The following is a 26,855-nucleotide window of genomic DNA, read 5'->3' as shown; positions in this document are numbered from 1 at the left end:
GCGGGGGTTCCGGTTTACGCCCGCCCCTGCTAACCCTCCGCGCAAATCATCAGGAGACGAACCATGGCGACTTCCGAAGGCTGGGACATGCCGACCGGCGACCTCATGAAGGGCAAGAAGGGCCTGATCATGGGCGTGGCCAACTCCAGCTCCATCGCCTGGGGCATCGCCTCGCAACTGGCCGCCCAGGGCGCCGAGCTGGCCTTCACCTATCTGGGCGAAAGCCTGGAGCGCCGCGTGCGTCCGCTGGCGGAAAGCGTCGGCGCCAAGCTGCTGATCCCGGCCGACGTCACCGACGACGCCTCGATGGACGCGGCCTTCGCCGAACTGGAAAAGACCTTCGGCACGATCGACTTCGTCGTCCATTCGGTGGCCTTCGCCAACAAGGATGAGTTGAAGGGCAGCTTCGTGGACAACACCACGCGCGACAGCTTCCTTCTGGCCATGAACATCTCGGCCTTCAGCTTCGTGGACGTGTCGCGTCGCGCGGCCAAGCTGATGCCGAACGGCGGCAGCCTGATCACCCTGACCTATTTGGGGTCCGAGCGGGTCATTCCGAACTACAACACCATGGGCGTGGCCAAGGCGGCGCTGGAAGCGGCGACCCGCTATATCGCGCGCGACCTGGGTCCCAAGAACATCCGCGTCAACGCCATCTCGGCCGGGGCCATGCGCACCCTGTCGCTGGCAGGCATCTCGGGCGGGCGCGGCCTGCACTCCAAGTCGGCGCAGTTCTCGCTGATCAAGGAAGAGACCTCGATGGAGGGCGTCGCGGGCGCTGCCCTGTGGCTGTGTTCGGACCTGGGCCGTTCGACCACGGGCGAAGTCGTCCACGTCGATGCCGGCTTCCACGCCGTGGGCCTGCCGGAAGACATCGAGGGCTGATCAAGGAGGGCTGGATCCCAGTCTTCCGCCATCCAAGACGACGGTTTAAGGCCGGGGCATGAATGCTCCGGCCTTTTCCATGCGCACCCTGCCCGCCTCGGCTTTTTCGTCCGCCGCCGTGGCGACGGTGATCGGGTTTGGCGGGACGGTCGCCTTGGTCGTTCAGGCCGGCCAGGCCTTGGGCGCAGACGCGGGCCAGATCGGATCGATGGTGACGGCACTGTGCCTGGGCATCGGGGCGCCGGGCGCCTTGCTGAGCTGGCGGCTGAAGATCCCCGTCGTGCTGGCCTGGTCCACGCCGGGGGCGGCCCTGCTGGCGGCCTCGACCCTGGGGCTGTCCTGGCCGACGGCGATCGGCGCCTTCGTCTTCGCCGCCTTGCTGATGATCCTGACCGGCCTGATCCCGGTGCTGGGGCGGCTGGCGGGGCGGATACCGGCGGCCATCGCCTCGGCCATGCTGGCGGGGGTGCTGCTGCCCTTCGTGCTGAGACTGTTCAAAGTGGCGCCGGACGAGCCGGCCTTGGTTGTCGGGCTGATCGCGGTTTTCCTGATCTTCCGACGGCTGTGGCCGACCTGGGCCTTGCCCGCCGTGCTGGCGGCGGCTTTTGCGGTCCTGGCGATGCGGGGGCAGTTGGCCCTGCCCGCAGGGACCGGCCTGTTCGGCCATCTGGAGCCGGTCGCGCCCGTGTTCGACTGGAAGGCGGCGGTCAGCCTGGGCTTTCCGTTGTTCTTGGTGACGCTTGCGGCGCAGAACCTGCCGGGGCTGGTGGTGCTGCAGAGCGCCGGCTATCCGCCGCCCGCGAACCGACTGATCCTGTCCACCGGCGTCGCCAGCCTGCTGATCGCGCCGTTCGGCGGGCATGGGGTCAATCTGGCGGCGATCACGGCGGCGATCTGCACCGGGCCGGACGCGCACCCCGACGTCGCCAAGCGCTGGATCGTAGGCGTTATCTACGGCGGTCTTTATCTGGTGGTGGCTCTGTTCGCCGCGCCGCTGGCCGGGCTGTTCATCGCCATGCCGCCGGCCGTGCTGGCGGCGGTGACGGGTCTGGCGTTGATCGCGCCGCTGACCGGCGCGCTGCAAACCATGATGACGGAGGTCGGATCGCGCGAGGCGGCGGTGCTGACGTTTGCGGCGACGGCCTCGGGCCTGACCCTGTTCGGCGTCGGATCGGCCTTCTGGGGTCTGGTCGTGGGTTTTGCCGCTCTGGCCGCCATGCGCTGGATCAGACCGCCGGCCTGATCCAGCGAGAGGCGATTAATCCCGCAGCGAAGCCGGGACCTGGCCGCCGTTTTCGGCCAGCTTCTTCCAGACGGCCTTGGACAGGGCGATGTTCTGTTCGGCCGAGCCGTGCTCGCCAGCGTGGACGTTCAGTTCTTCGGCCAGTTCCTTGCGGGCGGCTAGGCTGGAATCCAGGTCCAGCAGCTTCAGAAGATCGACGATCGAGGTCCGCCAGTTGCCGCCGCCGCCCTTGGACGCCGCAAGATCGCTGAGCACCGCCTCGACATCGACGGGCGGCAAGGCCGGTGCGGCGGGCGGGGCCGGCGCTGCGTTGGGCGCCGGGATTCCAGCCGTCGAGGCCGGCGGCGGAACGGGGGCCGCCTTCGGCTTGTGGCCCGTGATCTTGTTCCAGATCGAAGAGAAGATGCCCATCGGTCGCGCTCCTGTTGGTGTGAGCAGACAACGCGACCGACGGGGCGAGGTTCAGATCAGTCGCGCGCCGGAATGTTGAGGCCGCGCTGGACGGCGGGGCGCGCCAGGCCGCGCTCCAGCCAGGCGGCGACGCGCGGGAAGTCGGCGAAGCCTACGATCTCCCCCGCTTCGTAGAAGCCGATCAGGTTGCGGACCCAGCCCAGGGTGGCGACATCGGCGATGGAGTAGTCGCCAACAAGCCAGTCGCGGGGCTCTCCACCGTCATTGGCCAGCCGCGTCTCCAGCACGCCCAGCAGGCGGCGGCTTTCGGCGACGTAGCGGTCGCGCGGGCGCTTGTCCTCATACTCCCTGCCGGCGAAACGGTGGAAGAAGCCCAGCTGGCCGAACATCGGGCCGATCGCGCCCATCTGGAACATGACCCACTGGATCGTCTCGTAGCGGGTCGCCGGATCGGTCGAGAGCAGTTTGCCGGTCTTTTCCGCCAGATAGATCAGGATGGCGCCGGATTCGAACAGGGCCAGCGGCTTTCCGTTCGGGCCGTTCGGATCAAGGATGGCGGGGATCTTGCCGTTGGGGTTCAGCGACAAAAACTCCGGCCCCCAGGTCTCGTTCTTGGTGATGTCGATCAGGTGCGGCTCATAGGCGAGGCCGACCTCCTCCAGCATGATCGAGACCTTCACGCCGTTGGGCGTCGGCAGGGAATACAGCTGGATGCGATCGGGGTGCTGTGCCGGCCAGCGTTGCGTGATCGGGAAGGCGGACAGGTCGGTCATGGCGGGCCTCTGCGGGTTTCCGTCCTTATGTTGGCGCGGTCCGCAGGCTTCGCAACAGTCACCGGCGCCATTTGATCGCGGGCTTGTGTCTGGAACCGTACGGCTGGCGATGCCAGCTTGGCCGTGACCGATCGACGGTCGCAGTCAGGGGAACGCCCGATGGCGCACAAGTTCGAAGTCTATCAGGACAAGGCCGGCGAATACCGCGTCCGCTTCAAATACAATTCCGAGGTCATCTTCTCGACCGAAGGCTACGCAGACAAGTCGGGCGCCAAGCGGGCGATCGAGTCGATCAAGAAGCACGTCGGCGACGCGCCCGTAGAGGACGCCTAGTCCGGCTCGCGCTCGCCCACCTCGGTCGGCGGCACGGCCAGAAGCCAGCCGTCGGCCAGGTGCAGTTCCGGCGTCGCTTCCTTGGTGAAGGGCAGATACCAGGTCGGGCCGCCGGCGGCGGGCGCGATCTCCAGCATGTCGTCGGCGCCGAAGTTCTGAACCGATTTCACCGTGCCCATGACGGCGCCCGCCGTGTCGCGGACCTGAACGCCCAAGAGGTCGGCGAGGTAGAACTCGTCTTCATCCGGCTCAGGGAACCGGTCGCGGGGGACGTGCAGCTTCAGGCCGCGCAGGGCGTCGGCCTGTTCCTTTGTGGCGATCTCCTTGGCCCGGCCGACGACGCCGTTCTTGTCGGGCCGCGTCGAGGTCAAGGTCAAGGCCACGGTCCCATCGGCGCGCAGCAGAGGGCCATAGGCGGTCAGGGCCAGGGGATCGGCGGTGAAGGCGGTCACCCGCACCTCGCCCCGCACGCCGAAGCCGCCGCCGATCTGGCCGACGAGGATCAATCTGCTGTCCGTGGTCATGCGTGTTCTTAACCCATGAAAAAGGCGGCGTCGAAAGACGCCGCCCTGATCATCGTCAAACCGAAAGGCTTAGCCTTCGGCCTTTTCCTCGGTCGCTTCAGCAGCCGGGGCTTCCTCTGCGGCGGCGTCAGCGGCCGGAGCCTCTTCGGCAGGCGCTTCTTCAGCAGCGGGAGCGTTCTTGGCGGCTTCGGCGGCGGCGGCGGCCTCTTCCTTGGCGCGGGCGGCGGCTTCAGCGGCCTCGACCTTGGCGGCGGCTTCGGCTTCCAGGCGGTCGGCTTCGCGCTGGGCGCGTTCAGCGGCGCGCTCTTGCGCCTTCTTGCCCGGAGCGCCCTTGTTCGGGTTGTTCGACTGCGTCCACTTGACCTTCTGGCCCAGGGTTTCGTCCTGCGACAGGAAGCGGGCGACGCGGTCGGTCGGCTGGGCGCCCTTGCCGAGCCATTCGGCGATGCGCTCGACCTTCAGGGCGACGCGCGGCGTGGCGCCGTCCTTGGGCAGCATCGGGTTGTAGCTGCCGACCTTCTCGATGAACTTGCCGTCGCGCGGCGAGTGCGAGTCGGCGATGACGATGTGGTAGTAGGGGCGCTTCTTGGCGCCGCCGCGGGCCAGACGAATCTTCAGCATTTCAGGTCTCTTTCTAGGAAGTCGTTATTTCTTGGGAGGGAAGCCCGGCAGGCCAGGAAGACCTCCCGGAAGTTGTCCGCCTCCCAGTCCGGCGAGCCGGTCCTGGATGGCTTTCAGATCGTCGGCGGAGGGTTCGGCCATCTTGCCGCCGCCCAGCGCCTTGAGGCGGGCCATGTCGGGGCCGCCGCCCATGCCGGGCGTGCCGCCGCCGCCAAGGCCGCCCAGCATGGCGGCCATCTGCTGCATCTTCTTGGGTCCGCCACGCGCCATCGACTTGACCACGTCGGCCATCTGGCGGTGCTGTTTTAGAACCCGGTTCACGTCCTGCACATCGACGCCGGCGCCGGCGGCGATGCGCTTCTTGCGCGAGGCGTTCAGCAGGTCGGGCTTCTTGCGCTCGGCCTTGGTCATCGAGGAGATGATGGCTTCCTGACGCAGGATCATGCGGTCGTCGATGCCGCTCTCGGCCATCTGACCTTTCATCTTGGCCACGCCGGGCAGCATGCCCATGATGCCCTGAAGCCCGCCCATCCGCTTCATCTGCTGAAGCTGGCCGGCCAGGTCGTCCAGATCGAACTGACCCTTGGCCAGTTTTCGGGCCATCTTCTCGGCCTTGGCCTGGTCCAGATCCTGGCTGGCCTTTTCGACCAGGGCGACGATATCGCCCTGGCCCAGGATGCGGCCGGCGACGCGACGGGCGTCGAACACGTCCAGCGCATCGACCTTTTCGCCGGCGCCCAGATATTTGATCGGCAGGCCGGTGATGGCGCGCATCGACAGCATGGCGCCGCCGCGACCGTCGCCGTCGGCGCGGGTCAGGACCAAGCCGGTCAGGGGCAGGCGCTCGTGGAAGGCCTTGGCGGTGCGCACCGCGTCCTGTCCGGTCAGGCTGTCGGCGACCAGCAGGGTCTCGACGGGCTTGGCGATGTCGGCGACCTCGGCGACCTCGTTCATCAGCCCTTCGTCCAGGGTGATGCGGCCGGCGGTGTCGAGGATCAGGACGTCGAAGCCCTGAAGCTTGGCCGATTGCAGCGCCCGGCGCGTGATCTGGACGGCGCTTTCGCCCGCCACGATCGGCAGAGTGGCGACCTCGATCTGCTTGCCCAGGGTGGCCAGTTGCTCCATCGCGGCCGGACGACGCGTGTCCAGCGAGGCCATCATGACCTTCTTGCGATCGAACTTGGTCAGGCGCAGCGCCAGCTTGGCCGAGGTCGTGGTCTTGCCCGAGCCCTGAAGTCCGGCCATCAGCACCACGGCGGGCGGATTGGCGTTGGTGTTCAGCGGGACCGGCTCTTCGCCGCCCAGCATCTCGATCAGGCCGTCATAGACGATCTTGACCACCTGATCGGCCGGCTTGACCGAACGGATAACCTCTTCGCCGGTCGCGCGCTCGGTGGCGAAGGCTATGAATTCCTTGACGACCGGAAGGGCGACATCGGCCTCGAGCAGGGCCACGCGCACTTCGCGCATCGCCTCGGCGACATCCTTTTCGGACAAGGCGCCGCGCCCGGTGATCCGGTCGAAGACGCCTGTCAGCCGCTCGTTCAGAGCCTCGAACATTCACTACCTCGTGTGGCGCAGGTGAAACGGCTCCATACGACAACGGCCCCCGGCGACGATCACGTCGGCGGAGGGTTCTCGCCGGGCTCGTCTCATCGAAATGAGGGTCGTCCCGGTGGAGACGCAGGTTCACTTGCGTCGGAAGCGGCGGCTTATGGCGGAAAAACCGTACAAAGGCAACCGGAGCGATCCGGTCACGCTATAACAGCCAATATCGGCGCAGGGATTTAGCGGATTGTCATCATCGTGCTAAGAGCCGCGCCCTTTATAGGGGCGGCGCTGTCGCCAGGGTTTCAGACTTCGGGAGAAGCACAGATGAGCAAGGTGCTGGTTATCGGCGCAGGCGGCGTCAGTTCGGTGGCCGTCCACAAGATGGCGATGAACGCGGACATCTTCTCGCATATCACCCTGGCGAGCCGCACCAAGTCCAAGTGCGACGCGATCGCCCAGTCCGTGAAGTCGCGCTTCGGCGTCGATATCGACACGGCGGCCATCGACGCCGACGACGTGGCCGCGACCACGGCGCTGATCCAGAAAGTGCAGCCCGAACTGGTCGTGAACCTGGCCCTGCCTTATCAGGACCTGTCGATCATGGACGCCTGCCTGGCCGCCGGCGTCGACTATCTGGACACCGCCAACTACGAGCCGCGCGACGAGGCCAAGTTCGAATACAAGTGGCAGTGGGCCTATCAGGACCGTTTCAAGGACGCCGGCCTGATGGCGCTGCTGGGTTCGGGCTTCGACCCCGGCGTGACCTCGGTCTTCACCACCTACATCAAGAAGCACCTGCTGGATTCCATCGAGACGCTGGACATCCTGGACTGCAACGGCGGCGACACCGGCCTGCCCTTCGCGACCAACTTCAACCCCGAGATCAATCTGCGTGAAGTGACCGCGAACTCGCGTCACTGGGAGAACGGCCAGTGGGTCGAGGGCCCGGCGCTGAGCCACAAACAGACCTTCGACTTCGAAGGCGTGGGTCCCAAGAACATGTACCTCATGTACCATGAGGAGCTGGAATCGCTGGCGAAGTTCTATCCCGAGATTAAGCGCATCCGCTTCTGGATGACGTTCGGCGACAGCTATCTGAAGCACCTCGAAGTGCTGGAAAACATCGGCATGACCTCGATCGAGCCGATGTCGTTCCAGGGCCGCGAGATCATTCCGATCGAGTTCCTGAAAGCCCTGCTGCCCGAGCCGGCCTCGCTGGGTCCGATCACCAAGGGCAAGACCAACATCGGCGTCATCGCCACCGGCCTCAAGGACGGGGTCAAGAAGACGGTCTACGTCAACAACATCTGCGACCACGAAGAGGCCTATGCCGAGACCGGCAACCAGGCCGTCAGCTACACCACCGGCGTTCCAGCCATGATCGGCGCAGCCCTGATGGTGACCGGCCAGTGGAAGGGCGACGGCGTGTTCAACATGGAGCAGCTGGACCCCGACCCCTTCATGGACATGCTGAACAAGCACGGCCTGCCGTGGAAGGTTCAGGACCTGGACGCCCCTCTGGACTTCTGATCGGACCGACTGAATGCAGACCCAGGCCGGCGATCCGGGCGCCTTTGCGCATTTCGACCTGAACCGCGTCGCGTCGCCCGCCTTCGTGGTGGACGAGGCGGCCATCCGCCGCAATCTGTCCGTGCTGAAAGGCGTGCGCGACGGAGCGGAGGCGCGTGTTCTTCTGGCGTTGAAGGCGTTTTCGATGTGGTCGCTGGCCGATGTGGTGGGCGAATACCTCGACGGGGTCTGCGCCTCGGGCCTGTGGGAGGCGCGACTGGCGCGCGAGTTCTACAAGGGCGAGCTGACCACCTATTCGCCGGCCTATACGGCCAAGGACCTGCCCGAGATCCTGCGTCTGTCGGATCACGTCATCTTCAACAACCCGGCCCAGATCGCCCGCTTCGCCGACCTGATCGCCAAGGCGCGGGCTGAAGGGCAGGTGTTCGAGATCGGCCTGCGGCTCAACCCCGAACATTCCGAAGGGGAGGTCGCCAAATACGACCCGGCCCAGCCCTGTTCGCGCCTGGGCTTTCCGGTGTCGCAACTGACCGCCGAACATCTGATCGGCGTCGACGGTTTGCATATCCATGCGCTGTGCGAGCAGGATTTCCAGCCCCTGTCGCGCATCTGGGCGGCGGTGGAGCCCAAGCTTTCGCCGCTGCTGGGCGGGATCAAATGGCTGAACCTGGGCGGGGGGCACCACATCACCCGCGCCGACTATCAGACCGACGATCTGATCGCCTTCGTACGCGATCTGCAGGCCCGGCACGGGGTTCAGGTCTATCTGGAGCCGGGCGAGGCCGTGGCGCTGGACGCCGGCATCCTGATCGGCGAGGTGCTGGACGTCTTCAACAACGGCATGCCCGTCGGCATCACCGACATCTCCGCCACCTGCCACATGCCCGATGTGATCGAGGCGCCCTATCGCCCCGCGCTGCTGAAAGAACCCGAACATGGGGTGACGGTACGGCTGGGCGGGCCGTCGTGCCTGGCCGGCGACATCATCGGCGACTACGTCTTCGCCGAGCGGCCGACGCCGGGGACGCGCATCGCGTTTCTGGACCAGGCCCACTATTCGATGGTGAAGACCAACACCTTCAACGGCGTGCCGCTGCCGTCCATCGTGCTGTGGAACTCGCAGACGGACGCGCTGACGACGGTGCGCGAGTTCGACTATTCCGCCTTCCGCGACCGCCTGTCGTAGGCGCAATAAAAAGGGCGGCTCGCGCCGCCCTTTCCCGTCCTATTCTTCCTTCGGTTCGTCCGCCGTCGGTTCGGCGTCGGGCTTGGGCGTCGAGCCCGGTTCGGTGACGACGATGCCTTCGAGCGCGGCCGGCAGTTTCGACAGGTCGCCGCCGGCGCGCAGAACGTCCAGCGCGCGCTGAAGCTGATAGTCCTTTTCCTTGTCGAACTTGTCACCCGGGGCTTCGCGCGGGGTGTGCGGACCCTTGCGCTCGGCGCCGATGGAGGCGTCCAAGGCCGTGGCGTAGGCCGCTTCGGAATAGATGAAGCTGGAGCGCGAGACGATGCGGGCCTCCGCTTCCGAACGCGCAACTTCCAGGTCCGGCTCAATGCCGATCTTCTGGATCGAGGCGCCTGAGGGGGTGTAGTAGCGCGCGGTCGTGATCGACAAGGCGCCGTCCTGGCCCTGACGCAGCGGGATCACGGTCTGGACCGAACCCTTGCCGAAGCTGGTCAGGCCCACGATGGTCGCGCGCTGGTGATCCTTCAGGGCGCCGGCGACGATTTCGGACGCCGAGGCCGAGCCGTAGTTGACCAGCACCACCAGCGGCAGGCCGCCGGTGATGTCGCCGGGCTTGGCGGAATAGCGCTGGATCTGCTCGGGCTTCCGGCCCCGCTGGCTGACGATCTCGCCGCGTTCCAGGAAGGCGTCGGACACGTCGATGGCGGCGTTCAGCAGGCCGCCGCCGTTGTTGCGCAGGTCCAGGACATAGCCCTTCACGCCCGGCTTCTCGGCCTTGATCTTGGCGATGGCTTCGTTCAGCTCGCGGCCGGTGTTCTCGTTGAAGGTCGAGACGCGCAGATAACCGAAGTCGCCCTCGACCCGGCCGGTGACCGACTGAACCTTGATGACCTCGCGGGTCAGGGTCACTTCCAGCGGGTCTGAACCGTCGCGCAGGAAGGTCACTTTGACGCTGGTGCCCACGGCGCCGCGCAGTTTCTCGGACACCTGGCTGACCGTCAGGCCCGCCGCGTTCTGGCCCTCGATCGAAGAGATCACGTCGCCCGCCTGGACCCCGGCCTTGGCGGCGGGGCTGTCGTCCATCGGCGAGATGACCTTCACCATGCCGCCGTCGGCGCTGATGGTCAGGCCGACGCCCGAATACTGACCTTCGGTGCGCTCGCGCAGGTCATCGTAGTTGGAGGGCGGCAGATAGTTGGAGTGCGGGTCCAGCGCCGTCATCATGCCGGCCAGCGCGGCCTCGATCAGCTTCTTGTTGTCGACCGGGACGACGTAAGCCTGCTCGACGATGCCCACCACGTCGCCGAACAGCTCCAGCATGCGGAAGGTTTCGTTTCGCGGGGTCTGGCTGCTGACAGCAGCGGCGGATCCGCCGAGCACCAGAGCGGCGCAGCCGACGAGGAGCAGTTTACGCATTCGGTCTCTTTCGGTCGGGCCGATCACTGTGGGCGCCCGTGGGAAGGTTAAGGCCCCGTCGTCACGACCAAATCGTGGCGACGCGGCGTCCCGCCGATAAAATCAGCGTCAGACAAGAATGCAAAGGACTATTGCGGGTTCAACGCAACCACGGTCCCGGATCGATCGGCCGTTCGTCGCGGCGCAGTTCGAAATAGACATCGCCGTCCGGGCCGCTGCGCCCCAGGGTCTGGCCGTCCGAGACCCGGGCGTCCGGGCCCACATCGACGCTTTCCAGGCCAGCGATGACGGCGCGCCAGCCGGGACCGAGGTCCAGCACCACCACATTGCCCCACCCCGTCAGCGGCCCGGCGTAGGCGACCTTGGCGTCGGCGGGCGCGGTGACGGCCGCGCGGTCAGCCCGCCAGCGCCAGCCGGAGGTTCCGGCGCCCCAAGTCTGGCTGGGCGCGCCGGCGACGGGCGAACTGAGGCGGCCGCGTCCGGCCGGAAGGCGAGCGGTCGGCGTCTCTTCGGCCTGGGTCGTCGGGACCGCGCCGCCCAGTTCGCGGATGCGGCGTTCCAGCACGGCGGCGGCGCGTTCGGCGGCGCGGGCCTCAGCGTTCAGGACGGCGGTCAAAGCGGTCTTGCGCGCCGTCAGCCCCTCGATCTCTCCGCGCCGGTCGCCTTGCTCGCTCTCGGTCGTCAGCAGTCGCTCCGAGGACAGGACGGCGAGGCGGCGGATGCGCATAATCTCGGCCTGACGGGCGGCCAGCACCTTGGCGCGGCTTTCCAGATCCGGCGTCATGGCCTTGAGCAGGATGGAGGCGCGCACCGTGTCGATGGCCTTGTCGGCGGGCACCAGCAAGGGCGGCGGCGGCCGGCGGCTCATCATCTGCAGCGCGCTGAGCAGACGGCCCTGGGCGCCGCGCTCACGCGCCAGGTCCGTGACCAGTTCGGCCTCGCGTTCGGTCAGTTGCTGCAGGCGGGCGCGCTGATCGTCGATCTGACGGTCGCCGGTCTGTTCGTCGGCCCGCAGCGAGGCCAGGCGGCGCTCCAACTGAGCCAGTTCGGTCTTGGCGGCGTCGGCGTCAGCGCGCAGACGACGGGCGCGCACCGTTTCGTCGCGGTATTCGGCCTGGATGCGCGACAGTTCGCTCTCGGGCGCTTGGTTGCTCATCGCCGGGGCGGCGCAGACGAAACCCGTCAGCAGGGCCAGCGATAAGGGTATGGCGCGACGCATGTCAGTCGCGATGATAGGGCGATCCGGCCAGGATGGTCACGGCCCGATACAACTGTTCGGCCAGCATGGCGCGCGCCAGGGCGTGGGGCCAGGTCTGGGGACCGAAGGCCAGGGTCGAGGACGCAGCGTCGCGCACGCTGGCGTCCAGCCCGTCCGCCCCGCCGATGGCGAAGACCAGACGACGCTCGCCCTGATCCCGCAGTTTGGCGATATGGTCGGCGAAGGCGCGCGAGGAATAGGTCTTTCCCCGTTCGTCGCAGGCGATCAGGTGCGCGCCCTCTGCCGCCGCGAGGATCAGCTCAGCCTCCGGCGCCTTGCCGGGTCTGCGGGCTTCCAGATCGATCAGTTCGAGGGGACCGAGGCCAAGCGCGCGTCCCGACAGGGTGGCGCGCTTGGCGTAGTCGTCGGCGAGCGTCGCTTCAGGCCCTCGGCCCGGTCGGCCGATGGCGACGATGCTCAGCTTCATGGTCTCAGTCGCGGACCATGCGGTGAGCGGAATCGACCGCCCAGATTTTTTCGATGTTGTAGAAGGTGCGCACTTCCGGACGGAACAGGTGCACGATCACATCGCCGGCGTCGATCAGAACCCAGTCGCAGTGCGGCAGGCCCTCGACCTTGGCCTTGCCGAGCCCCTGCTCCTTGAGCGTGCGTAGCAGGTGGTCGGCGATGGCGCCGACGTGACGATGCGAACGACCGGACGCCACGATCATGGTGTCGGCCATGGCGCTTTTGCCCTTCAGGTCGATCAGGACCATGTCCTGGGCCTTGTCCTCGTCGAGGCGGCTCAGCAGGGCTTCTTCCAGCGGCGTGGAGCCGACGGGGCGGGGAGCGGAATCGTCGAAGCCGCGCGGGGAGGCGTCGGATTCAAAGCCGTCTTCGGAATGGAGAGGTTCGATAGGGTCCATCTCGTGCGCCGTATTCGAGACGGCGGCGTCTTGCGTATCATACGCGGGCGAGGGGGTCAGCGGAGGGCTCCGGGAGCGTTGACTAAAGAAGCCCTCTAGCACGGATGGGCCGCAACGTGAACCGCCGCCCGAATCATCCGGCGATCACGACGTCGCGCGCACGCCTGCGCCGGTCCTGATCGCCGTGGACGACAGGGGGTTGAGCGGCGCCGTCAGATAGGTCCAGGCGGGCGCCTGAAGCGTCGGCAGAAGCCCCGCCTGCTGGGCCGGAATGCGAAAACCGGCGAAGCGGGCGGCGGCCGGCGCCGTGCGGCTGTCCAGCAGCGAACCCGGCCGGGCGATGACCGCCACCGGCATCAGCCGCATGATGTCGGTCCAGCCGCGCCAGCGATGGAAGCTGGCCAGATTGTCCGACCCCATCAGCCAGACGAAATGCACGCCCGGATGCCGCGCGACCAGAAGGCGCAGGGTGTCCACGGTCCAGGCGACGCCGGCCCGGCTCTCGAAGTCCGAGACGATCATCGACGGACCACGCGCATGCTGACGCGCCGAGGCCATGCGGTCTTCCAGCGGCGCGCTTTGACGGGCGTCTTTCAACGGGTTCTGCGGCGAGACCAGCCAGACGACCCGGTCGAGATCCAGACGCCGCATGGCGGTCTCGGCGACATGGGCGTGACCGTCGTGGGCGGGATTGAAGGAGCCGCCGAACAGGCCGACCTTCATGCCTGGAGCGAGGATCAAACCGTCGCGGAGCGCCCCGGAGCGGGGGCCGGCGCCTTTGGGCGCGGGACCGGCGTGGAAGAAGGACAAGCGGCGTCTCGGGCGGCGGGCGTTATGCTCAGCGGCGCCCTTATAGCGCGCGCCCATGCTCCGCCTACAGAATTCGTTCTCAGACGGCGGCGTCGAACAGGGCGTCGCGCGCCACGTCGGCATGGGTCATGGGGAATAGGTGCCCGCCGCCGGACACGACCTCGACCGAGACATTGGGCAGGCCGCGGGGCTGAACCGGCACATGGGTCAAGGCGCCGTGTTCGGCCTTCAGGATGCGGACCGGGCCGGGATAGCGTTTCATGGCCCGCCACGGATCGTGCGCCTGGGCCGCGTAGTTGGCCGCCTCCCAAGCCGGCGCGGCGGTCAGGCTGAACCCGCCGTCGCCTTCGTTCAGGCCCTCGGACAGATAGTCGGCCAGAACCATGTCGGGCCAACCCTTGAAGACGCCGCGCCCGCGATAGGCGGCCATGGCCTGTTCGCGGCTGTCGAACTGGCTGCGACGGCGCAGGGTGGCCTTGGCGATAGGGATCGCCTTCATCAGCTTGTGGGCGAAGGGCAGGTTGAAGGCGAAGACCGCCGTGCGTTTCCAGATCACCGGATCGAACAGCACCAGGCTGGACACCCGATCCGGCCGGACGGCGGCCGCCAGAAGCGAGGCCGTGCCGCCCATCGAATGGCCGGCCATGACCACGGGCGGGCCGTCGATGGCCTCCAGCAGCGCCAGCAGGTCGTCGCGGTGGTCCAGCCAGCTGGTCTTGGGTCGCGCGAAGGTCGGCAGTGCAGACCGGCCATGGCCGCGCAGATCCGGCGCCCAGATCCGCAAGGACGCCGACAGCGGCGACAAGAGGCTGCGGTAGGTGGCGGCGTTGAAGCCGTTGGCGTGGGAGAAGATCAGATCGACCGCCCGGTTCGGATCGCCGAAATCCAGTACGGCCATCTCGCCGGCGCCCCAGCGATTGTCGATCGGCACGGATAGGCGACGCGGTGGGGACATCAACGCCGCATCCATGGTCATGCGACGTCGCGACAGGCGGCGCAGCGACCGTGCGCCTCGATCGTCGTGCGGACGATGGCGTAACCGGCGGCTGAGGCGGCGGCGTTCATGGCGCTCTGGTCCGGGCCGCTGACCTCGCGCGTCGCGCCGCAGCAGTCGCAGATCAAGAAGGCGGCCGCGTGGGCGGCCTCGCCATCGTCGGTGCAGGCGACATAGGCGCTGATGGAGGCGATGCGGTGGACCATGCCCAGCCGTTCCAGAAACTCCAGCGCCCGATAGACGGTCGGCGGCTTGGCGGCCTGGCCGTCTTCGCCGAAGCGTGCGATCAGATCGTAGGCCTTCACCGGCTCGCCGCTTTCCAGCAGCAGGGCCAGGACGCGCCGGCGCTGGGCGGTCATCCGCTCGCCCTGCTGGACCGCGCGCGCCTCGGCCGCCGCCAGGGCGCGGTCCAGCGCCCCGCCGTTCAGGCCGGAATGGTCATGGTCGTGATCGCAGGCGGAACCCATACGCCACAGCTAATGGCTGGCAACCCCCACTGCAACCGACGCATCGCGGGTTTGCCGGTTGCGCGGCGTTGGGCTAGAAGGCGCGCCTCCGATCTTTAACCAGAGCGTCCTCGCTTCATGACCGACACGAACAATTCGCCGCTTGAAGGCAACGTCCTCTTCTACACCAACCCCGAACCGCTGGATCAGAGCGTCCACGGCGGCCTGGGCGTGAACCCGAGCGACAAGCCCTACGCCTTCGTGGCCCAGACCAATATCGTGCCGCTGACGGTCACCGAGTTCTCGGCCGCCGCCCTGTCCTATCCGATCATCTTCACCGGCGATAACCGCCAGCCGGTCGCCGTCATGGGCCTGAGCTCCAACGAGAACCTGTTCGTCGCGCCCGACGGCGAGTTCCGCGCCGACGCCTATGTGCCAGCCTATGTGCGCCGCTATCCGTTCGTCTTCGCCGACGACAAGCAGAACCAGCGCCTGATCCTGTGCATCGACCGCGGCGCGTCGATCGTCGCCGAAGGCGGCCAGAACCCGCTGTTCGTCGACGGCCAGCCCAGCGACTACACGAACATGGCGATGGAGTTCTGCAACAACTTCGAACAGGAGCGCCAGCGCACCGAGGGCTTCGTCGCCCTGGTCAAGGATCTGGACCTGCTGGACATCCGCGAAGCCCACTTCACGCCGCGCAATCCCGACGGCACGCCGGGTCAGCCGCAGAAGCTGGCCGAATACTATGCCGTGTCGGAAGACAAGCTGCGCGCCCTGCCCGCCGAGAAGCTGGTCGAGCTGCGCGACAACGGCGCCCTGGGCCAGATCTATGCCCACCTGGTGTCGCTGGTCGGTTGGGATCGCCTGATCGCGATGGCCGTGATGCGTCAGGCCCAGGCCCCGACCTCGGTCAACTAAAACCTAATCTGTCGACGATCGATCAACGCCCCGCCGGTTCGCCGGCGGGGCGTTTTTCGTTTCAGCGGCGCGAGAACAGCGCCCGGGTCAGGCAGGAAAAGACCAGACGCCCGGCCTCGTCCAGAAGGTCATGCGAGGCGATGACGATTCCCTTGTCGTCTCCGACCGGATCCTTGCCCATCACCGTCATGCGACCCCGCAGCAGTTCGCCCGCCGGGGGATTGCGCATGTAACGCAGCCCATCGACGGCCAGGACCTTCGTTTGGGCCCAGCCGCCGGACTTGTCGGCCGCCAGTCGGCTCCACAGCACATAGACCATGGCGTCCGGCGCGCCGTAGGCCACGTCCCAGCCCGGCGAGAACCGCTCGATGAAGACGTCCAGCGCCCCTTGATCGACCGCACAGGCGCCCAGCGGCACGACCTGCCCCACCTCCAGGTCTTCGAAATGGACGTGCAGCGGATCGCTCATGCGCAGACCTTGGGTTCAGGCGGGTTCTTCGGAAACGCGAACCAGCAGCTTGCCGTCGTGATCGCCGGTGAACAAGCGATTCAACGACCCCACCGCGCCTTCCAGCCCGTCGTCGACGTGAACCTTCCACTTCACCCGGCCGTCCGCCAGCCACGGGCCCATTTCCGCGACCATCTCGCGAGCGCGCGGGGCGTAGTCCAGGACCAGGAAGCCCTGGACGTGCAGGCGATGGGTGATGATGCGCGCGAAGTTCGGCGACGGCGGCGCCTTGGTCGCATTGTAGGAGGACACCAGGCCGCAGACCGCCATCCGGCCGTGCACCTTCAGACGGTTGAACACCGCGATCATGATGTCGCCGCCGACATTCTCAAAGTTCAGATCGACGCCGTCGGGGGCCAGACGATCCAGCGCCTCGCCGACATCCTCGTTCTTGTAATCGATGGCCGCGTCGAAGCCGAGTTCGTCGGTCAGCCAGGCGCACTTCTGCGGACCGCCCGCGATGCCGATGACGCGGCAGCCGCGCTGTTTGGCGATCTGCCCCGCGATGGAACCGACCGCGCCGGCCGCCGCCGAGATGACGATCGTCTCGCCTTCCTTGGCCTTCAACACATCGGTGACGCCGAAATAGGCGGTCAGGCCGGTCATGCCGAGCACCGACATATTGGCGGTCAGCGGCAGGCCAGGCGCACGGTGGACCGGGCGCAGGCCGCCTTCCGGCACGACCGCATAGTCGGCCCAGCCGCCCGAGGTCGGCATGACGACATCGCCGACCTTAAAGCGGCTGGATCGCGAGGCTTCGACCACGCCCAGCGTCAGGCCGCGCATGACCTCGCCCAGGCCGACCGGCGGCAGATAGCCCTCGGAGTCGTTCATCCAGGTGCGATTGGTCGGGTCCAGCGACAGATAGACCGTGCGGACCAGCACCTCGTTTTCCTGCAGATCAGGGATGGCCGTCTCGATCAGTTCCAGATCGCCGGGCTGGATCAGGCCCTTGGGGCGCTGGCGCAGCACCCATTGACGGTTCGTCTTGCCGCTTGTCGAAGCCATTGGCGTCTCTCCGTGCGTTTTCTTTGGCCACCATCTTGGCCGGGACGGTGGCCTCGGTCGAGGTGTGCGCCAAGAAAAAAGCGACCCTTTCGGATCGCTTTGAAGTGGCATCATCGAGAATGAGGCGCGGAGGCGGCATGATCAGCTTTCGCAGATCAAGTCGGGGGGCGTCGCCGCCTCCACGGACCGATAACGACGGCGCCCGAAGCCGGTTCCCGACCTCGATCGCTTTTTTTGCGCTTTCGTACTTTGGCCCATCAATGCCGGCGCAAACCAAAGAAAAGGCCTCGATCCCGAGGGATCGAGGCCGATCTTTTCGTCAGCGAAAGACCGCGTTTTAAGCGGCTTCTTTCTGGCGTGACGGGTGGAAGAACAGCGCCTGGCTGATCGCCGCCTTCACCGTTTCCGGCTGGAAGGGCTTGGTGATCAGGAAGGTCGGCTCAGGGCGCTCGCCGGTCAGCAGGCGTTCCGGGAAGGCGGTGATGAAGATGACCGGCACGTCCATGGTCTTTAGGATATCCTTGACCGCATCGATGCCCGACGAGCCGTCGGCCAGTTGGATGTCGGCCAAAACCAGACCCGGCTTGTGGCGGGCGACGGCGTCAATCGCCTCGTCGTGCGTCGTGGCGGTGCCGGTGACGCGGTGACCCAGTTCGGTGACCAGGCTCTGGATGTCGGCCGAAATAATGGCCTCGTCCTCGATGACCAGAACATCGGTGGCCAGTTCGGCGTCGATATCGGCCTGGGCGTCGGCGATCAGACGCTCCACGTCCCGCGGATCCGCGGATAGGATTTGCGCGGCTTCCGAAGGGGTGAAGCCTTCAAGGGCCGTCAGCAGGAAGGCCTGACGCGAACGCGGCGCGATGCGCAGCAGACGCTGCGAGGCGTCGCTGCCCGTGGTTTCCAGCGTACCGGTTTCCAGCTGCGCACCGGTCGAGGACCAGATGGCGTGGAAGACATGATAAAGGGCGACCCGCGGCGTCATATCAGCCGACAGTTGCTGTTCGCCGGCCGCCAGGGCCTCCAGAGCGACACGGACATAGTTGTCGCCCGTGGATTGATCGCCGGTCAGGGCGCGTGCGTAACGGCGCACATAAGGAAGATGCGGCGCGAGTCTGGCCAGAAGGCTCATTCAGATAGTCCCCGACAAATCACAGCCCGACCGGCAAGGCAGGGCGTTATAGCCAGCTTAAACGTCACATTCGCATCACGGTTCCGCCGCTGCGAACAAGCTTTAGCATTAAAAGCCGTTCATGCAGGAACCCCGCCGGTCTGATGACGTTTGAGACCGACATCTCTTCGCGATGACAGTTGGGTGGGCTTGGCTCTGTCTATGATCGATTCTCCGGACTCCTCTCGTCCCAAAGGCGACCAGAAGGGGGAGGCAGGGCTTGAAGAAGCTCGCCTTCGCCAACAGGCCATTGGCGTGAAGCTGCGGCACATGTTTGACGAGGTCGTCAACGAACCCGTGCCCGATGAGTTTCTCGATATCCTGAAACGCGCCGACGCCAAGTCTTCGGACAGCGCCGCATGAGCACCTCACGCCTGGGGGCCGCCCCCAAACCCGCGTCGGCCGACGACGAGGGCTTCAAGCGCGAACTGGTGCTGCTGATCCCGCACCTACGCGCCTTCGCCCGGACCTTGACCGGCGACCCGACCGCAGCAGACGATCTGGCGCAGGACGCCATGATGAAGGCTTGGGACGCGCGCGCCAGCTATCAGATGGGCACGAACATGAAGGCCTGGACATTCATGATCCTGCGCAATCAGTTCTATTCCGAAAAGCGCCGCTCGTGGCGTCAGTCGCAACTGGATCAGGAAGCTGCCGAACGGACCCTGGTCGCCGTGGACGATCCCGAGGCGCCCGTCGCCTTGGACGAGCTGCGTCAAGCCTTGAAGACCCTGCCCGAAGAACAGCGCGAGGCCTTGATCCTGGTTGGCGCTGGCGGCTTCGCCTATGAAGAAGCGGCCGAAATCTGCGGCTGCGCTGTCGGCACGGTGAAGAGCCGCGTCAGCCGCGCGCGGCGTGCGCTGCAAGCCACCCTGGAACGGGGCGGCTATGGACGCGACGGCAAGGCGGCAGGCGACGCCATGCGCTCGATTCTCGGCGAGGCCGACAGGCTGGCCGGCGCCCGGAGCTGATCTGCGGTGAATGAGACGACCAGGGAGGCGTCAAGGTCGCGGCTCGGTCGCACTTGGAAATCGGATCGCTTTCAGGGCATCCGGTTTCGACTGGGCGCGGCCATGGCCATGGCCCTCTTGCCGATCTTTGTCCTCAGCCTGATCCAGACCCAGGCGGACTTCCAAAGACAGGCCGACGACCGACAGGTGGATCTGCAACTGGCGGCCGAACGCAGCGCCTCCAGCGCCAAGGCCCAGCTGGACAGCGCCCAGGTGCTGTTGCGCGCGCTCAGCCCCGATGCGGTCGGCCCCTATTGCGCACCGCGCCTGACGGCGCTTGTCGGACGTCTGGAAGGCTATGAGGGCCTCTATCGCATCAGCCCGACGGGCGAGGCGGTCTGCGCCTCGGGTCGGGCGGACGGCGTCAGATCCGGCGTGGCGCCCGCCGCCCAGGCGACGTGGTTCCAGCGACTGCGCAATGGCGAAGAACTGGTCGTGATGCGCGCGCCCGACGGTGCGGGCTATGAAGGTGCGTTGATCGTCGCGACCCGCGCGGAGCGGCCCATGGGTCGGTTCGACGGCGCCATGGTCGCCGTGATCCCCTTCTCCGCCCTGCAACCCGATGTGGCCGACCCCGCCCTGCCCTCGGGCGCGGAAGCGGCATTGACCGACGGCGCCGGCCGCATTCTGACGGCCAGCGATCCCGACGTGTTCAAACTGTCGGCCGGCGACGACATCGCCGGTTGGGTCGCCCGTGCGCGCGATCAAGGGTCCGCCGTGTTCGAAGCGAAAGATGCGCAGAACCAGCGTCGCGACTATGCGGGCGCGGCCCTGGCCGGCGGCGATCTTTATGCCTTGCTGTCGGCCCCGGCGCCCGGGTGGCTGTCTTGGGCTCGCCTGAATCCTATCGGCACACTGTTGCTGCCGCTGGGGGCCTGGTTGACGGCGTTCGCGGCGGTGATGCTGCTGTCCGAACGCATCTTCATTCGCTGGCTGGATTATCTGGAGCGGGTCGCGGCCATCTACGCCAAGGGCCGGTTCTCGGTGCGTCCGCTGCAGGCGATGAACGCCCCGTCTGAAATCCGCACAATGGCGCGCACCCTGGATGAGATGGCCGAGGCCATCACCCTGCGCGACCGCGAGCTGACAGATGCCTTGGTGGAAAAGGATGCGCTGATGCGCGAGATCCACCACCGGGTGAAGAACAACCTTCAGATCATCTCGTCCCTGCTGTCGATGCAGCAGCGCGCCCTGACCGATGCGCCGGCCAAGGCGGCGCTGGGCGACACACGCCAGCGCATCTCGGCCTTGGCCCTGATCTACCGCACCCTCTATCAGAGTAACGACATCCGCCACGCCGATGCTCGCGAGTTTTTGAACGAACTGGTCGGACAACTCATCGCTAGTGAAGCGGGGCGCGGACCGGTGGTTATCAGCTCGGTGGACGCCGATTCCCTGCACGTCGATCCGGACAAGCTGGCGCCTCTGGCGCTGTGGCTGGTCGAGGCGGTGACAAACGCCCAGAAGCACGCCTTCGCCGGCAGCGGCGGGGAGCTGAAGGTGCGCTTCCGCGTCCAGGGCGAGAAATCGGTTCTGGAAGTCGAGGACAACGGGCCCGGAGCCCAGGCCGGCGCCGAGGTCGGGGTGGGCCGCACCCTGATGAGCGCCTTCGCCAAACAGTTGCGCGGCGAGACCGAGTTCGCCACCCCGCCCGGCGGCGGCACCATCGCCCGCATGATCTTCGCCACGCCGGAAGCCCTCGCGCCCGTCGATCCGGCGGACAAGATGCCCGGAACCGCAGCGCTGGCGTCGCGTTGATGAGGCGAGACCGGCGGAGTTTCACCCCGGCCAATCCTGGAGCTTCCCCTATGCGCAAGATTTTCGTTCTGGTCGCCGCCGCCGCCGCCCTGACCACCGCCGCCTGCAACACCGTCGAAGGCGTGGGCCGCGACACCCAGGCCGCCGGCCAGGCCGTGACCGGCGCCGCCCAAGACGCCAAGAACTAATCGACGGCCGCAGCCCAGGCTGCAGCATTCGACCGGCAAGGCCCCGCATCGTCGGGGCCTTGTTCGTTTCAGGACCGCGATAGGAGCCATCCCGTGAACCACACCGCCCGCGACGCCGGCCTCAAACTCTTGCGCCAGCACGCCCTGATCGCCGGCAAGGCCGTTCCGGCCAACGGCGGCGGCATCGCCGTCGATGATCCGGCGACCGGCGATGTGATCGGCCATATCCCCGATCTGGGCGCCGCCGAGACCGAACAGGCCATCGCGGCGGCGAGCGAGACGTTCAAGACCTGGTCCCGATCCGATCCGCACGCGCGTGCGGCCTTCCTGCGCAAATGGGCGGCGCTGATCGACGACAATCTGGAGGGTCTGGGCGCCCTGATGGCGCTGGAAAACGGCAAGCCGTTCGAGGAGGCCAAGGGCGAGGTCACCTACGCCAACGGTTTCCTGAAATGGTTCGCCGGCCAAGCCGAACGGTTGATCGGCGAGACCCAGGACAGTCCGCTGGGCCATCTGATCCTGACCTATCGCGAGGCGGTCGGGCCATGCGCCCTGATCACGCCCTGGAACTTCCCCGCCGCCATGCTGACGCGAAAGCTGGGGCCGGCGTTCGCGGCAGGCTGCACCGCCGTGGTCAAGCCGGCCAGCCAGACGCCCTTCACCGCCATCGCCCTGGCCGAACTGGCCTATGAAGCCGGCCTGCCGAAAGGCGCCCTGTCGATCGTCACCGGGGATGCCGCCACTATCGGCAAGGCGCTGACCGATAGCCCGGACATTCGCAAACTGTCCTTCACCGGTTCGACCGGCGTGGGCCGCAAGCTGGCCGAGCAATGCGCCGGAACGCTGAAACGGGTGTCGATGGAGCTGGGCGGCGCGGCGCCGCTGATCGTCTTCGCCGACGCCGATTTGGATCTGGCGGTCGCCGAAACCATCAAGGGCAAGTTCAGGAACTCGGGCCAGACCTGCGTCTGTCCAAACCGCGTCTATGTCGAGCGGTCGGTCGCCGAGACCTATGCCGAGAAACTGGCCGCCGAGGTGGACAAGATCGTGGTCGGTCCCGCCTTCGAAGACGGCGTGAAGGTCGGGCCTCTGATCGAGGACAAGGCCATCGACAAGGTCGAAAAGCATGTGGCGGCGATCAAGGCCGACGGCGGCCGGGTCCTGACCGGCGGGGCGCGTCACGATCTGGGCGGCCGCTTCTTCCAGCCGACCGTGACCCTGGGCGGCGACGACGCCCTGTTCCGCGAGGAAGAGACGTTCGGCCCCATGATCCCCGTCTTCGCCTTCGACACCGAGGATGAGGCGCTGGAGAAGGCCAACGCCAGCGACTATGGCCTCGCCTCCTATCTGTTCACGCGCGATCTGGACCGGGCCATGCGGTTCAGCCGTCGGATCGAGGCGGGGATGTGCGGGGTCAACACCGGCCTGATCTCCACCGCTGTCGCCCCGTTCGGCGGGGTCAAGCAGTCGGGCTATGGCCGCGAAGGCTCGATCCACGGCATCGACGAATATGTGGACGTCAAGACGGTGACGCTGGCGCTGAAATAGCGCCGGGTCGCCGGGCCTGTAATTCGCCGCGCTTCTGCGGCATAAGCCCGCGATGAAGTTCCTCGACCAGGCCAAGATCTATATCCGCTCCGGCAACGGCGGCGCGGGCTCCGTGTCGTTTCGGCGCGAGAAATTCATTCCCAACGGCGGCCCGGACGGCGGCGACGGCGGCAAGGGCGGGGATGTCTGGATCGAGGCGGTCGAGGGTTTGAACACCCTGATCGACTATCGGTATCAGCAGCACTTCAAGGCCCAAACCGGCCACCACGGCCAAGGGCGCCAGATGCACGGCGGCAAGGGCGAGGACGTACATCTGAAGGTGCCCGTCGGCACCCAGGTGCTGGATGAGGACAAGGAAACCGTCCTGCTGGACATGGACACGGCCGGCAAGATCGAGCTGTTGCTGAAGGGCGGCAACGGCGGCTGGGGCAATGTGCGCTTCAAGGGCCCGACCAACCAGGCGCCGACCTACGCCAACCCCGGCCAGGAGGGCCAGGAACGCTGGATCTGGCTGCGGCTGAAGCTGATCGCCGACATCGGCCTGGCGGGCTTGCCGAACGCGGGCAAGTCGACCTTCCTGTCGGCCGCCAGCGCCGCCAAGCCCAAGATCGCCGACTATCCCTTCACCACCCTGGCGCCGAACCTGGGGATGGTGGACCTGTCGCCGTCCGAGCGGTTCGTCATCGCCGACATTCCCGGCCTGATCGAGGGCGCCAGCGAGGGCGCGGGACTAGGCACGCGGTTCCTGGGCCATGTCGAACGCTCGGCCAGCCTGATCCATCTGATCGACGGGACCCAGGACGACGTGGTCGAGGCCTACCGTATCATCCGGGGCGAGCTGGAAGCCTATGGCGAGGGTCTGGCGGACAAGGCCGAGATCCTGGCCCTGAACAAGATCGACGCCCTGACGCCCGAGGCGCGCGAGGAGAAGGCCGCTGAACTGGAGGCCGTCGCCGGTCGCCGTCCCATGCTGGTGTCCGGCGTGTCGGGCGAGGGCGTGCCCGCCCTGCTTCGCGCCGCCTGGGCCGAGGTGAAGAAGACGCGCGGCGCCCTGGCCGGCGACAGCGACGCGGACCAGATCAGCGGCTGGCAGCCCTGATCAAGCCTCGGCTGCGGGTTCCGGTTTGGGCTTGCGGCGGGCTGCTTTCGGCTTGTCGATCGCCTTGCCCTCGTTCGCATAGGGCTCGCCGTCGCCCGACAGCAGGATCGCCATCCACCGCGAGCCCTTGAACTCGGCCAGGATCGCCATGGCCATGACCGCCAGCGGCGTCGACAGGAACATGCCGACCACGCCCCACAGCTTGCCCCAGAAGGCTAGGGCCAGCAGCACCACGACCGGGTCGATGTTCTGGTTGTCGCCCTGCATGCGCGGCTGGATGAAGTTGCCGACGACGAACAGGATGACCTGCAACCCGACCAGCAGGATGGCGGCGGGCCAGTAACTTTCGAACTGGACCAGGGCGAACAGCGGCGGGGCCAGACCGGCCACCGCCCCGCCCAGCACGGGGATGAAGCCGACAATGAAGATGACGAAGGTCCAGAACTCGGCGTTCTGAAGCCCGACGGCCCGCATCAGGATCCAGGCGACGACGCAGATCATCGCGCCGGTCACCGACTGCACCCAGATATAGCCCTCGACCCCGCCGCGCACGCGCTGGAACACCGCGACCGCCTCGTCGCGCTGGGCCTCCGACGGGAACATGGCGACGATCTTGCGCCGGAAGCCGACCTGCGAGGCCAGCAGAAAGCCCAGATAGATCAGGACGAAGAAGGCGCCCGAGGCGATGCCCTGCACCTGAAAAGCCATGGAGGTCAGCCAGCCGCGCACATCGACGCCGTTGATCAGGTCCTGCGCCGTGGGCGGATTGGCCAGACGCACCAGCCCATAGGCGTCGCGAATGATCTGATCGATGCGCGGGCCGATGTTCTGGGACACGCCGGACGCTTCGCCGAAGAAGCCCGCCGCCCCGTTCACGATGATGGCGATGGACGCGAAGAAGGCCAGCACCACCAGCGTCAGGGCCGCGATCCCGGCCATGCGGCTGTTCAACGGCGTGCGCGCCTCGACCGACCGCTTCACGCCGTCGATCATGATCAGGAGGAAGATGGCCATCGCCAGCGGCGTCAGGATGTCCCGCAGCCAGTAGATCGCCGCCCCGGCCGCCACCGTGGCGATGACGCCGAGGGCATTGCGAGCGGCGACCGAGGACGGCGTGGCGATGGGGTTTTTCATGCCCGTGTTGTCGAACCGCCCGCCGTCGCCGTCAATCGCTGTTCCGAGCGCGCGGGGAACGCGCTAGACCTTTGCCGGAGACGCCATCGGAGACCCCAATGCCCGACGCACTGCCCGGCCTGTTCCTCGGCCAGTCCGACGCCGCCCAGCCGGAAAACCTGCTGTTCAACCGCGCCAACCGCCACGGCGTCGTCGCCGGCGCGACCGGGACAGGCAAGACGGTCACGCTGCAGATCATGGCCCAAGGCTTTTCCGACGCCGGGGTGCCGGTCTTCTGCGCCGATGTGAAGGGCGACCTGTCGGGCATCTCCCAGGTCGGTACGCCGAACGAGAAGCTGATCGCGCGCGCAGCCGAGATGGGCCTGACCCTGACGCCGCGCGCCGCCCCCACCGTCTTCTGGGACCTGTATGGCCAGAAGGGACATCCGATCCGCACCACCGTGTCGGAAATCGGCCCCGTGCTGATGGCGCGGATGCTGAACCTGAACGACGTGCAGGAGGGCGTGCTGACCGTCGTGTTCCACGTGGCCGACAAGGAAGGTCTGCTGCTGCTGGATCTCGACGATCTGAGAAGCCTGCTGGTCTATGTCGGTGAGAACGCCGAGCGGATCGGGCGCGAGGTCGGCAACGTCGCCCCCGCCTCCATCGCCGCCATCCAGCGTGCACTGTTGCAGGTCGAGCAGCAGGGCGGCGACGCCTTCTTCGGCGAACCGGCGCTGAAACTGGAAGACATGATCCGCGTCGGTCTGGACGGCCGGGGCCAGGTCAATGTGCTGGATTCGACCCGGCTGATGAACAGTCCGCGCCTGTATGCGGCCTTCCTGCTGTGGCTGCTGTCGGAGCTGTTCGAGCAGCTTCCCGAGGTGGGCGATCCGGAAAAGCCGCGCCTGGTCTTCTTCTTCGACGAAGCCCATCTGCTGTTCAACGACGCCCCGCGCGCCCTTTTGGAAAAGGTCGAACAGGTCGTGCGCCTGATCCGGTCAAAAGGCGTCGGGGTCTATTTCGTGACGCAAAATCCGGCCGATATCCCCGACAGCGTCCTGGCCCAGCTGGGCAACCGCATTCAGCACGCGCTTCGCGCCTATACACCGTCCGAGCAGAAGGGGCTGAAGGCCGCCTCGCAGAGTTTCCGCGCCAACGCCGCCTTCGACACGGCCGAGGCCATTCAGGGTCTGGGCGTGGGCGAGGCCCTGGTGTCGGTGCTGGACGAAAAGGGCGCGCCGACCATCGTGGCCCGCACCAAGATCCGCCCGCCGGCCTCGCGCCTGGGTCCCGCGACCGATACTGAGCGCGCCGCCGTCATGGCCGCCAGCCCGGTGCGGGGCCTTTACGAGCAGGTGCTGAACCGCGAATCCGCCGCCGAAATCCTGGCCAATCGCCACAGCGCCGCCGATCAGGCTGAAGTTCAGGCCAAGGCGCAGGCCGAGGCCGACAAGGCCGCCGCCATCCAGGCCAAGGCCGATCAGAAGGCCGCCGAGGCGCAGGCGAAGGCTCAGGCTCAAGCCGAAGCGCGGGCGGCGCGCGAGGCCGCAAAGCCTGCGCGTCGGTCATCCCGCGAAACCCCGGTCGAGGCCCTGACCAAGTCGGTCCTGCGCACGGCCGGGTCGACCCTGACCCGCGAGCTGATGCGCGGTCTGCTGGGCGGGTTGAAGCGGCGCTAGGT

The 26,855-nt window shown here is 67.0% G+C and carries 29 protein-coding genes; 13 read left to right on the top strand and 16 right to left on the bottom strand.

Annotated features, from left to right (window positions below):
• Positions 1 to 87 precede the first annotated feature (87 nt).
• Both AC3WRC_RS11920 and AC3WRC_RS11915 read left to right on the top strand, forming a co-directional pair.
• The gene (locus AC3WRC_RS11920; protein ID WP_162237597.1) at positions 88 to 885 is read left to right on the top strand and encodes an enoyl-ACP reductase FabI; all 798 of its coding nucleotides are present in this window, start codon (positions 88 to 90) and stop codon (positions 883 to 885) included.
• A 79-nt stretch (positions 886 to 964) separates the two neighbouring features.
• Positions 965 to 2,128: a benzoate/H(+) symporter BenE family transporter gene (locus tag AC3WRC_RS11915; protein ID WP_492303994.1), complete on the top strand. Its 1,164-nt coding sequence runs from the start codon at positions 965 to 967 to the stop codon at positions 2,126 to 2,128.
• Positions 2,129 to 2,143: 15 nt separating this feature from the next.
• Here the strand turns inward: AC3WRC_RS11915 and AC3WRC_RS11910 are convergent, their stop codons facing one another.
• Entirely contained in the window at positions 2,144 to 2,539 is a 396-nt protein-coding gene (locus tag AC3WRC_RS11910; RefSeq protein WP_492303993.1) for a DUF3597 family protein, read from the bottom strand.
• A gap of 56 nt (positions 2,540 to 2,595) precedes the next feature.
• Positions 2,596 to 3,312: a glutathione S-transferase N-terminal domain-containing protein gene (locus tag AC3WRC_RS11905; RefSeq protein WP_492303992.1), complete on the bottom strand. Its 717-nt coding sequence runs from the start codon at positions 3,310 to 3,312 to the stop codon at positions 2,596 to 2,598.
• A 159-nt stretch (positions 3,313 to 3,471) separates the two neighbouring features.
• Between AC3WRC_RS11905 and AC3WRC_RS11900 the strand changes: the two genes are divergently transcribed.
• Entirely contained in the window at positions 3,472 to 3,645 is a 174-nt protein-coding gene (locus tag AC3WRC_RS11900) for a YegP family protein (protein WP_112862816.1), read from the top strand.
• On the opposite strand, the gene rimM is transcribed toward AC3WRC_RS11900, so the two are convergent.
• The 3 genes from rimM to ffh all read right to left on the bottom strand — a co-directional run bounded on the left by rimM (position 3,642) and on the right by ffh (position 6,350).
• On the bottom strand, positions 3,642 to 4,169 hold the full coding sequence (rimM, locus tag AC3WRC_RS11895; RefSeq protein WP_492303991.1) for a ribosome maturation factor RimM: 528 nt from the start codon (positions 4,167 to 4,169) through the stop codon (positions 3,642 to 3,644). The genes AC3WRC_RS11900 and rimM overlap by 4 nt on opposite strands.
• A gap of 69 nt (positions 4,170 to 4,238) precedes the next feature.
• The gene (gene rpsP, locus AC3WRC_RS11890; protein ID WP_055754551.1) at positions 4,239 to 4,790 is read right to left on the bottom strand and encodes a 30S ribosomal protein S16; all 552 of its coding nucleotides are present in this window, start codon (positions 4,788 to 4,790) and stop codon (positions 4,239 to 4,241) included.
• Between the two features lie 24 nt (positions 4,791 to 4,814).
• Positions 4,815 to 6,350 (bottom strand): signal recognition particle protein, encoded by a 1,536-nt coding sequence (gene ffh / locus AC3WRC_RS11885; protein WP_492303990.1) that lies wholly within the window; start codon positions 6,348 to 6,350, stop codon positions 4,815 to 4,817.
• 315 nt (positions 6,351 to 6,665) lie between these two features.
• On the opposite strand from ffh, the gene AC3WRC_RS11880 reads away from it, so the two are divergent.
• Positions 6,666 to 7,871, top strand: a complete 1,206-nt coding sequence (locus tag AC3WRC_RS11880) for a saccharopine dehydrogenase family protein (RefSeq protein ID WP_066554042.1) — start codon at positions 6,666 to 6,668, stop codon at positions 7,869 to 7,871.
• A 13-nt stretch (positions 7,872 to 7,884) separates the two neighbouring features.
• The gene (locus AC3WRC_RS11875; protein WP_492303989.1) at positions 7,885 to 9,057 is read left to right on the top strand and encodes a carboxynorspermidine decarboxylase; all 1,173 of its coding nucleotides are present in this window, start codon (positions 7,885 to 7,887) and stop codon (positions 9,055 to 9,057) included.
• A gap of 39 nt (positions 9,058 to 9,096) precedes the next feature.
• On the opposite strand, the gene AC3WRC_RS11870 is transcribed toward AC3WRC_RS11875, so the two are convergent.
• The 7 genes from AC3WRC_RS11870 to AC3WRC_RS11840 form a co-directional block, all read right to left on the bottom strand.
• A complete protein-coding gene (locus tag AC3WRC_RS11870) occupies positions 9,097 to 10,473 on the bottom strand; it encodes a S41 family peptidase (protein ID WP_492303988.1) in 1,377 nt (458 codons plus the stop codon).
• A gap of 139 nt (positions 10,474 to 10,612) precedes the next feature.
• Positions 10,613 to 11,692, bottom strand: a complete 1,080-nt coding sequence (locus AC3WRC_RS11865) for a murein hydrolase activator EnvC family protein (RefSeq protein ID WP_066554033.1) — start codon at positions 11,690 to 11,692, stop codon at positions 10,613 to 10,615.
• 1 nt (position 11,693) lies between these two features.
• A complete protein-coding gene (gene rlmH, locus AC3WRC_RS11860; protein WP_017506622.1) occupies positions 11,694 to 12,158 on the bottom strand; it encodes a 23S rRNA (pseudouridine(1915)-N(3))-methyltransferase RlmH in 465 nt (154 codons plus the stop codon).
• A 4-nt stretch (positions 12,159 to 12,162) separates the two neighbouring features.
• Positions 12,163 to 12,597, bottom strand: a complete 435-nt coding sequence (gene rsfS / locus AC3WRC_RS11855) for a ribosome silencing factor (RefSeq protein ID WP_082064315.1) — start codon at positions 12,595 to 12,597, stop codon at positions 12,163 to 12,165.
• A gap of 144 nt (positions 12,598 to 12,741) precedes the next feature.
• On the bottom strand, positions 12,742 to 13,407 hold the full coding sequence (locus tag AC3WRC_RS11850; RefSeq protein WP_492303987.1) for a nicotinate-nucleotide adenylyltransferase: 666 nt from the start codon (positions 13,405 to 13,407) through the stop codon (positions 12,742 to 12,744).
• 79 nt (positions 13,408 to 13,486) lie between these two features.
• Positions 13,487 to 14,377 (bottom strand): alpha/beta fold hydrolase, encoded by an 891-nt coding sequence (locus AC3WRC_RS11845; protein WP_492304045.1) that lies wholly within the window; start codon positions 14,375 to 14,377, stop codon positions 13,487 to 13,489.
• 2 nt (positions 14,378 to 14,379) lie between these two features.
• On the bottom strand, positions 14,380 to 14,868 hold the full coding sequence (locus tag AC3WRC_RS11840) for a Fur family transcriptional regulator (protein ID WP_066625374.1): 489 nt from the start codon (positions 14,866 to 14,868) through the stop codon (positions 14,380 to 14,382).
• A gap of 117 nt (positions 14,869 to 14,985) precedes the next feature.
• Between AC3WRC_RS11840 and AC3WRC_RS11835 the strand changes: the two genes are divergently transcribed.
• Positions 14,986 to 15,768, top strand: a complete 783-nt coding sequence (locus AC3WRC_RS11835) for a SapC family protein (protein ID WP_055754556.1) — start codon at positions 14,986 to 14,988, stop codon at positions 15,766 to 15,768.
• A 61-nt stretch (positions 15,769 to 15,829) separates the two neighbouring features.
• On the opposite strand, the gene AC3WRC_RS11830 is transcribed toward AC3WRC_RS11835, so the two are convergent.
• The 3 genes from AC3WRC_RS11830 to phyR all read right to left on the bottom strand — a co-directional run bounded on the left by AC3WRC_RS11830 (position 15,830) and on the right by phyR (position 18,416).
• Positions 15,830 to 16,237 carry a hotdog family protein gene (locus tag AC3WRC_RS11830; RefSeq protein WP_017505512.1) on the bottom strand — a complete coding sequence of 136 codons (408 nt, stop codon included), beginning with the start codon at positions 16,235 to 16,237 and terminating at the stop codon, positions 15,830 to 15,832.
• Positions 16,238 to 16,252: 15 nt separating this feature from the next.
• Positions 16,253 to 17,284, bottom strand: coding sequence for an NADP-dependent oxidoreductase (locus tag AC3WRC_RS11825; RefSeq protein ID WP_492303986.1), 1,032 nt, complete (start codon positions 17,282 to 17,284; stop codon positions 16,253 to 16,255).
• Positions 17,285 to 17,621: 337 nt separating this feature from the next.
• A complete protein-coding gene (phyR, locus tag AC3WRC_RS11820; RefSeq protein WP_026108480.1) occupies positions 17,622 to 18,416 on the bottom strand; it encodes an anti-anti sigma factor/receiver protein PhyR in 795 nt (264 codons plus the stop codon).
• Between the two features lie 201 nt (positions 18,417 to 18,617).
• Between phyR and nepR the strand changes: the two genes are divergently transcribed.
• The 6 genes from nepR to obgE all read left to right on the top strand — a co-directional run bounded on the left by nepR (position 18,618) and on the right by obgE (position 24,058).
• Positions 18,618 to 18,818 (top strand): anti-sigma T factor NepR, encoded by a 201-nt coding sequence (gene nepR / locus AC3WRC_RS11815; protein ID WP_045809524.1) that lies wholly within the window; start codon positions 18,618 to 18,620, stop codon positions 18,816 to 18,818.
• Positions 18,815 to 19,426 carry a sigma-70 family RNA polymerase sigma factor gene (locus AC3WRC_RS11810; RefSeq protein WP_055754558.1) on the top strand — a complete coding sequence of 204 codons (612 nt, stop codon included), beginning with the start codon at positions 18,815 to 18,817 and terminating at the stop codon, positions 19,424 to 19,426. Before nepR ends, AC3WRC_RS11810 begins: the two co-directional genes overlap by 4 nt.
• A 102-nt stretch (positions 19,427 to 19,528) precedes the next feature.
• A complete protein-coding gene (phyK, locus tag AC3WRC_RS11805; protein ID WP_492303985.1) occupies positions 19,529 to 21,223 on the top strand; it encodes a sensor histidine kinase PhyK in 1,695 nt (564 codons plus the stop codon).
• A gap of 50 nt (positions 21,224 to 21,273) precedes the next feature.
• A complete protein-coding gene (locus tag AC3WRC_RS11800) occupies positions 21,274 to 21,411 on the top strand; it encodes an entericidin A/B family lipoprotein (protein WP_017505506.1) in 138 nt (45 codons plus the stop codon).
• Positions 21,412 to 21,504: 93 nt separating this feature from the next.
• Complete coding sequence (locus tag AC3WRC_RS11795; RefSeq protein ID WP_492303984.1) at positions 21,505 to 22,959, top strand: NAD-dependent succinate-semialdehyde dehydrogenase; 1,455 nt, start codon at positions 21,505 to 21,507, stop codon at positions 22,957 to 22,959.
• A 52-nt stretch (positions 22,960 to 23,011) separates the two neighbouring features.
• Positions 23,012 to 24,058: a GTPase ObgE gene (gene obgE / locus AC3WRC_RS11790; RefSeq protein ID WP_492303983.1), complete on the top strand. Its 1,047-nt coding sequence runs from the start codon at positions 23,012 to 23,014 to the stop codon at positions 24,056 to 24,058.
• Here obgE and AC3WRC_RS11785 read toward each other — a convergent pair whose 3' ends face one another.
• Entirely contained in the window at positions 24,059 to 25,192 is a 1,134-nt protein-coding gene (locus AC3WRC_RS11785; protein WP_055754562.1) for an AI-2E family transporter, read from the bottom strand.
• A 98-nt stretch (positions 25,193 to 25,290) separates the two neighbouring features.
• On the opposite strand from AC3WRC_RS11785, the gene AC3WRC_RS11780 reads away from it, so the two are divergent.
• Positions 25,291 to 26,853: a helicase HerA-like domain-containing protein gene (locus AC3WRC_RS11780; protein WP_492303982.1), complete on the top strand. Its 1,563-nt coding sequence runs from the start codon at positions 25,291 to 25,293 to the stop codon at positions 26,851 to 26,853.
• The last annotated feature ends 2 nt before the right edge of the window (positions 26,854 to 26,855 follow it).

The sequence above is a fragment of the Brevundimonas sp. EU05-FHT14B07 genome (genome assembly GCF_058790795.1).
This window is presented reverse-complemented; position numbering and strand designations above follow the sequence as displayed.

Bases quoted from the DNA above. Each gene is read 5' to 3' on its own strand.
- AC3WRC_RS11920 (WP_162237597.1), top strand. From the start codon at position 88: ATGCCGACCGGCGACCTCATGAAGGGCAAGAAGGGCCTGATCATGGGC.
- AC3WRC_RS11915 (WP_492303994.1), top strand. From the start codon at position 965: ATGCGCACCCTGCCCGCCTCGGCTTTTTCGTCCGCCGCCGTGGCGACG.
- AC3WRC_RS11910 (WP_492303993.1), bottom strand. From the start codon at position 2,539: ATGGGCATCTTCTCTTCGATCTGGAACAAGATCACGGGCCACAAGCCG.
- AC3WRC_RS11905 (WP_492303992.1), bottom strand. From the start codon at position 3,312: ATGACCGACCTGTCCGCCTTCCCGATCACGCAACGCTGGCCGGCACAG.
- AC3WRC_RS11900 (WP_112862816.1), top strand. From the start codon at position 3,472: ATGGCGCACAAGTTCGAAGTCTATCAGGACAAGGCCGGCGAATACCGC.
- rimM (WP_492303991.1), bottom strand. From the start codon at position 4,169: ATGACCACGGACAGCAGATTGATCCTCGTCGGCCAGATCGGCGGCGGC.
- rpsP (WP_055754551.1), bottom strand. From the start codon at position 4,790: ATGCTGAAGATTCGTCTGGCCCGCGGCGGCGCCAAGAAGCGCCCCTAC.
- ffh (WP_492303990.1), bottom strand. From the start codon at position 6,350: ATGTTCGAGGCTCTGAACGAGCGGCTGACAGGCGTCTTCGACCGGATC.
- AC3WRC_RS11880 (WP_066554042.1), top strand. From the start codon at position 6,666: ATGAGCAAGGTGCTGGTTATCGGCGCAGGCGGCGTCAGTTCGGTGGCC.
- AC3WRC_RS11875 (WP_492303989.1), top strand. From the start codon at position 7,885: ATGCAGACCCAGGCCGGCGATCCGGGCGCCTTTGCGCATTTCGACCTG.
- AC3WRC_RS11870 (WP_492303988.1), bottom strand. From the start codon at position 10,473: ATGCGTAAACTGCTCCTCGTCGGCTGCGCCGCTCTGGTGCTCGGCGGA.
- AC3WRC_RS11865 (WP_066554033.1), bottom strand. From the start codon at position 11,692: ATGCGTCGCGCCATACCCTTATCGCTGGCCCTGCTGACGGGTTTCGTC.
- rlmH (WP_017506622.1), bottom strand. From the start codon at position 12,158: ATGAAGCTGAGCATCGTCGCCATCGGCCGACCGGGCCGAGGGCCTGAA.
- rsfS (WP_082064315.1), bottom strand. From the start codon at position 12,597: ATGGACCCTATCGAACCTCTCCATTCCGAAGACGGCTTTGAATCCGAC.
- AC3WRC_RS11845 (WP_492304045.1), bottom strand. From the start codon at position 14,377: ATGGATGCGGCGTTGATGTCCCCACCGCGTCGCCTATCCGTGCCGATC.
- AC3WRC_RS11840 (WP_066625374.1), bottom strand. From the start codon at position 14,868: ATGGGTTCCGCCTGCGATCACGACCATGACCATTCCGGCCTGAACGGC.
- AC3WRC_RS11835 (WP_055754556.1), top strand. From the start codon at position 14,986: ATGACCGACACGAACAATTCGCCGCTTGAAGGCAACGTCCTCTTCTAC.
- AC3WRC_RS11830 (WP_017505512.1), bottom strand. From the start codon at position 16,237: ATGAGCGATCCGCTGCACGTCCATTTCGAAGACCTGGAGGTGGGGCAG.
- AC3WRC_RS11825 (WP_492303986.1), bottom strand. From the start codon at position 17,284: ATGGCTTCGACAAGCGGCAAGACGAACCGTCAATGGGTGCTGCGCCAG.
- phyR (WP_026108480.1), bottom strand. From the start codon at position 18,416: ATGAGCCTTCTGGCCAGACTCGCGCCGCATCTTCCTTATGTGCGCCGT.
- nepR (WP_045809524.1), top strand. From the start codon at position 18,618: ATGATCGATTCTCCGGACTCCTCTCGTCCCAAAGGCGACCAGAAGGGG.
- AC3WRC_RS11810 (WP_055754558.1), top strand. From the start codon at position 18,815: ATGAGCACCTCACGCCTGGGGGCCGCCCCCAAACCCGCGTCGGCCGAC.
- phyK (WP_492303985.1), top strand. From the start codon at position 19,529: ATGGCCATGGCCCTCTTGCCGATCTTTGTCCTCAGCCTGATCCAGACC.
- AC3WRC_RS11800 (WP_017505506.1), top strand. From the start codon at position 21,274: ATGCGCAAGATTTTCGTTCTGGTCGCCGCCGCCGCCGCCCTGACCACC.
- obgE (WP_492303983.1), top strand. From the start codon at position 23,012: ATGAAGTTCCTCGACCAGGCCAAGATCTATATCCGCTCCGGCAACGGC.
- AC3WRC_RS11785 (WP_055754562.1), bottom strand. From the start codon at position 25,192: ATGAAAAACCCCATCGCCACGCCGTCCTCGGTCGCCGCTCGCAATGCC.
- AC3WRC_RS11780 (WP_492303982.1), top strand. From the start codon at position 25,291: ATGCCCGACGCACTGCCCGGCCTGTTCCTCGGCCAGTCCGACGCCGCC.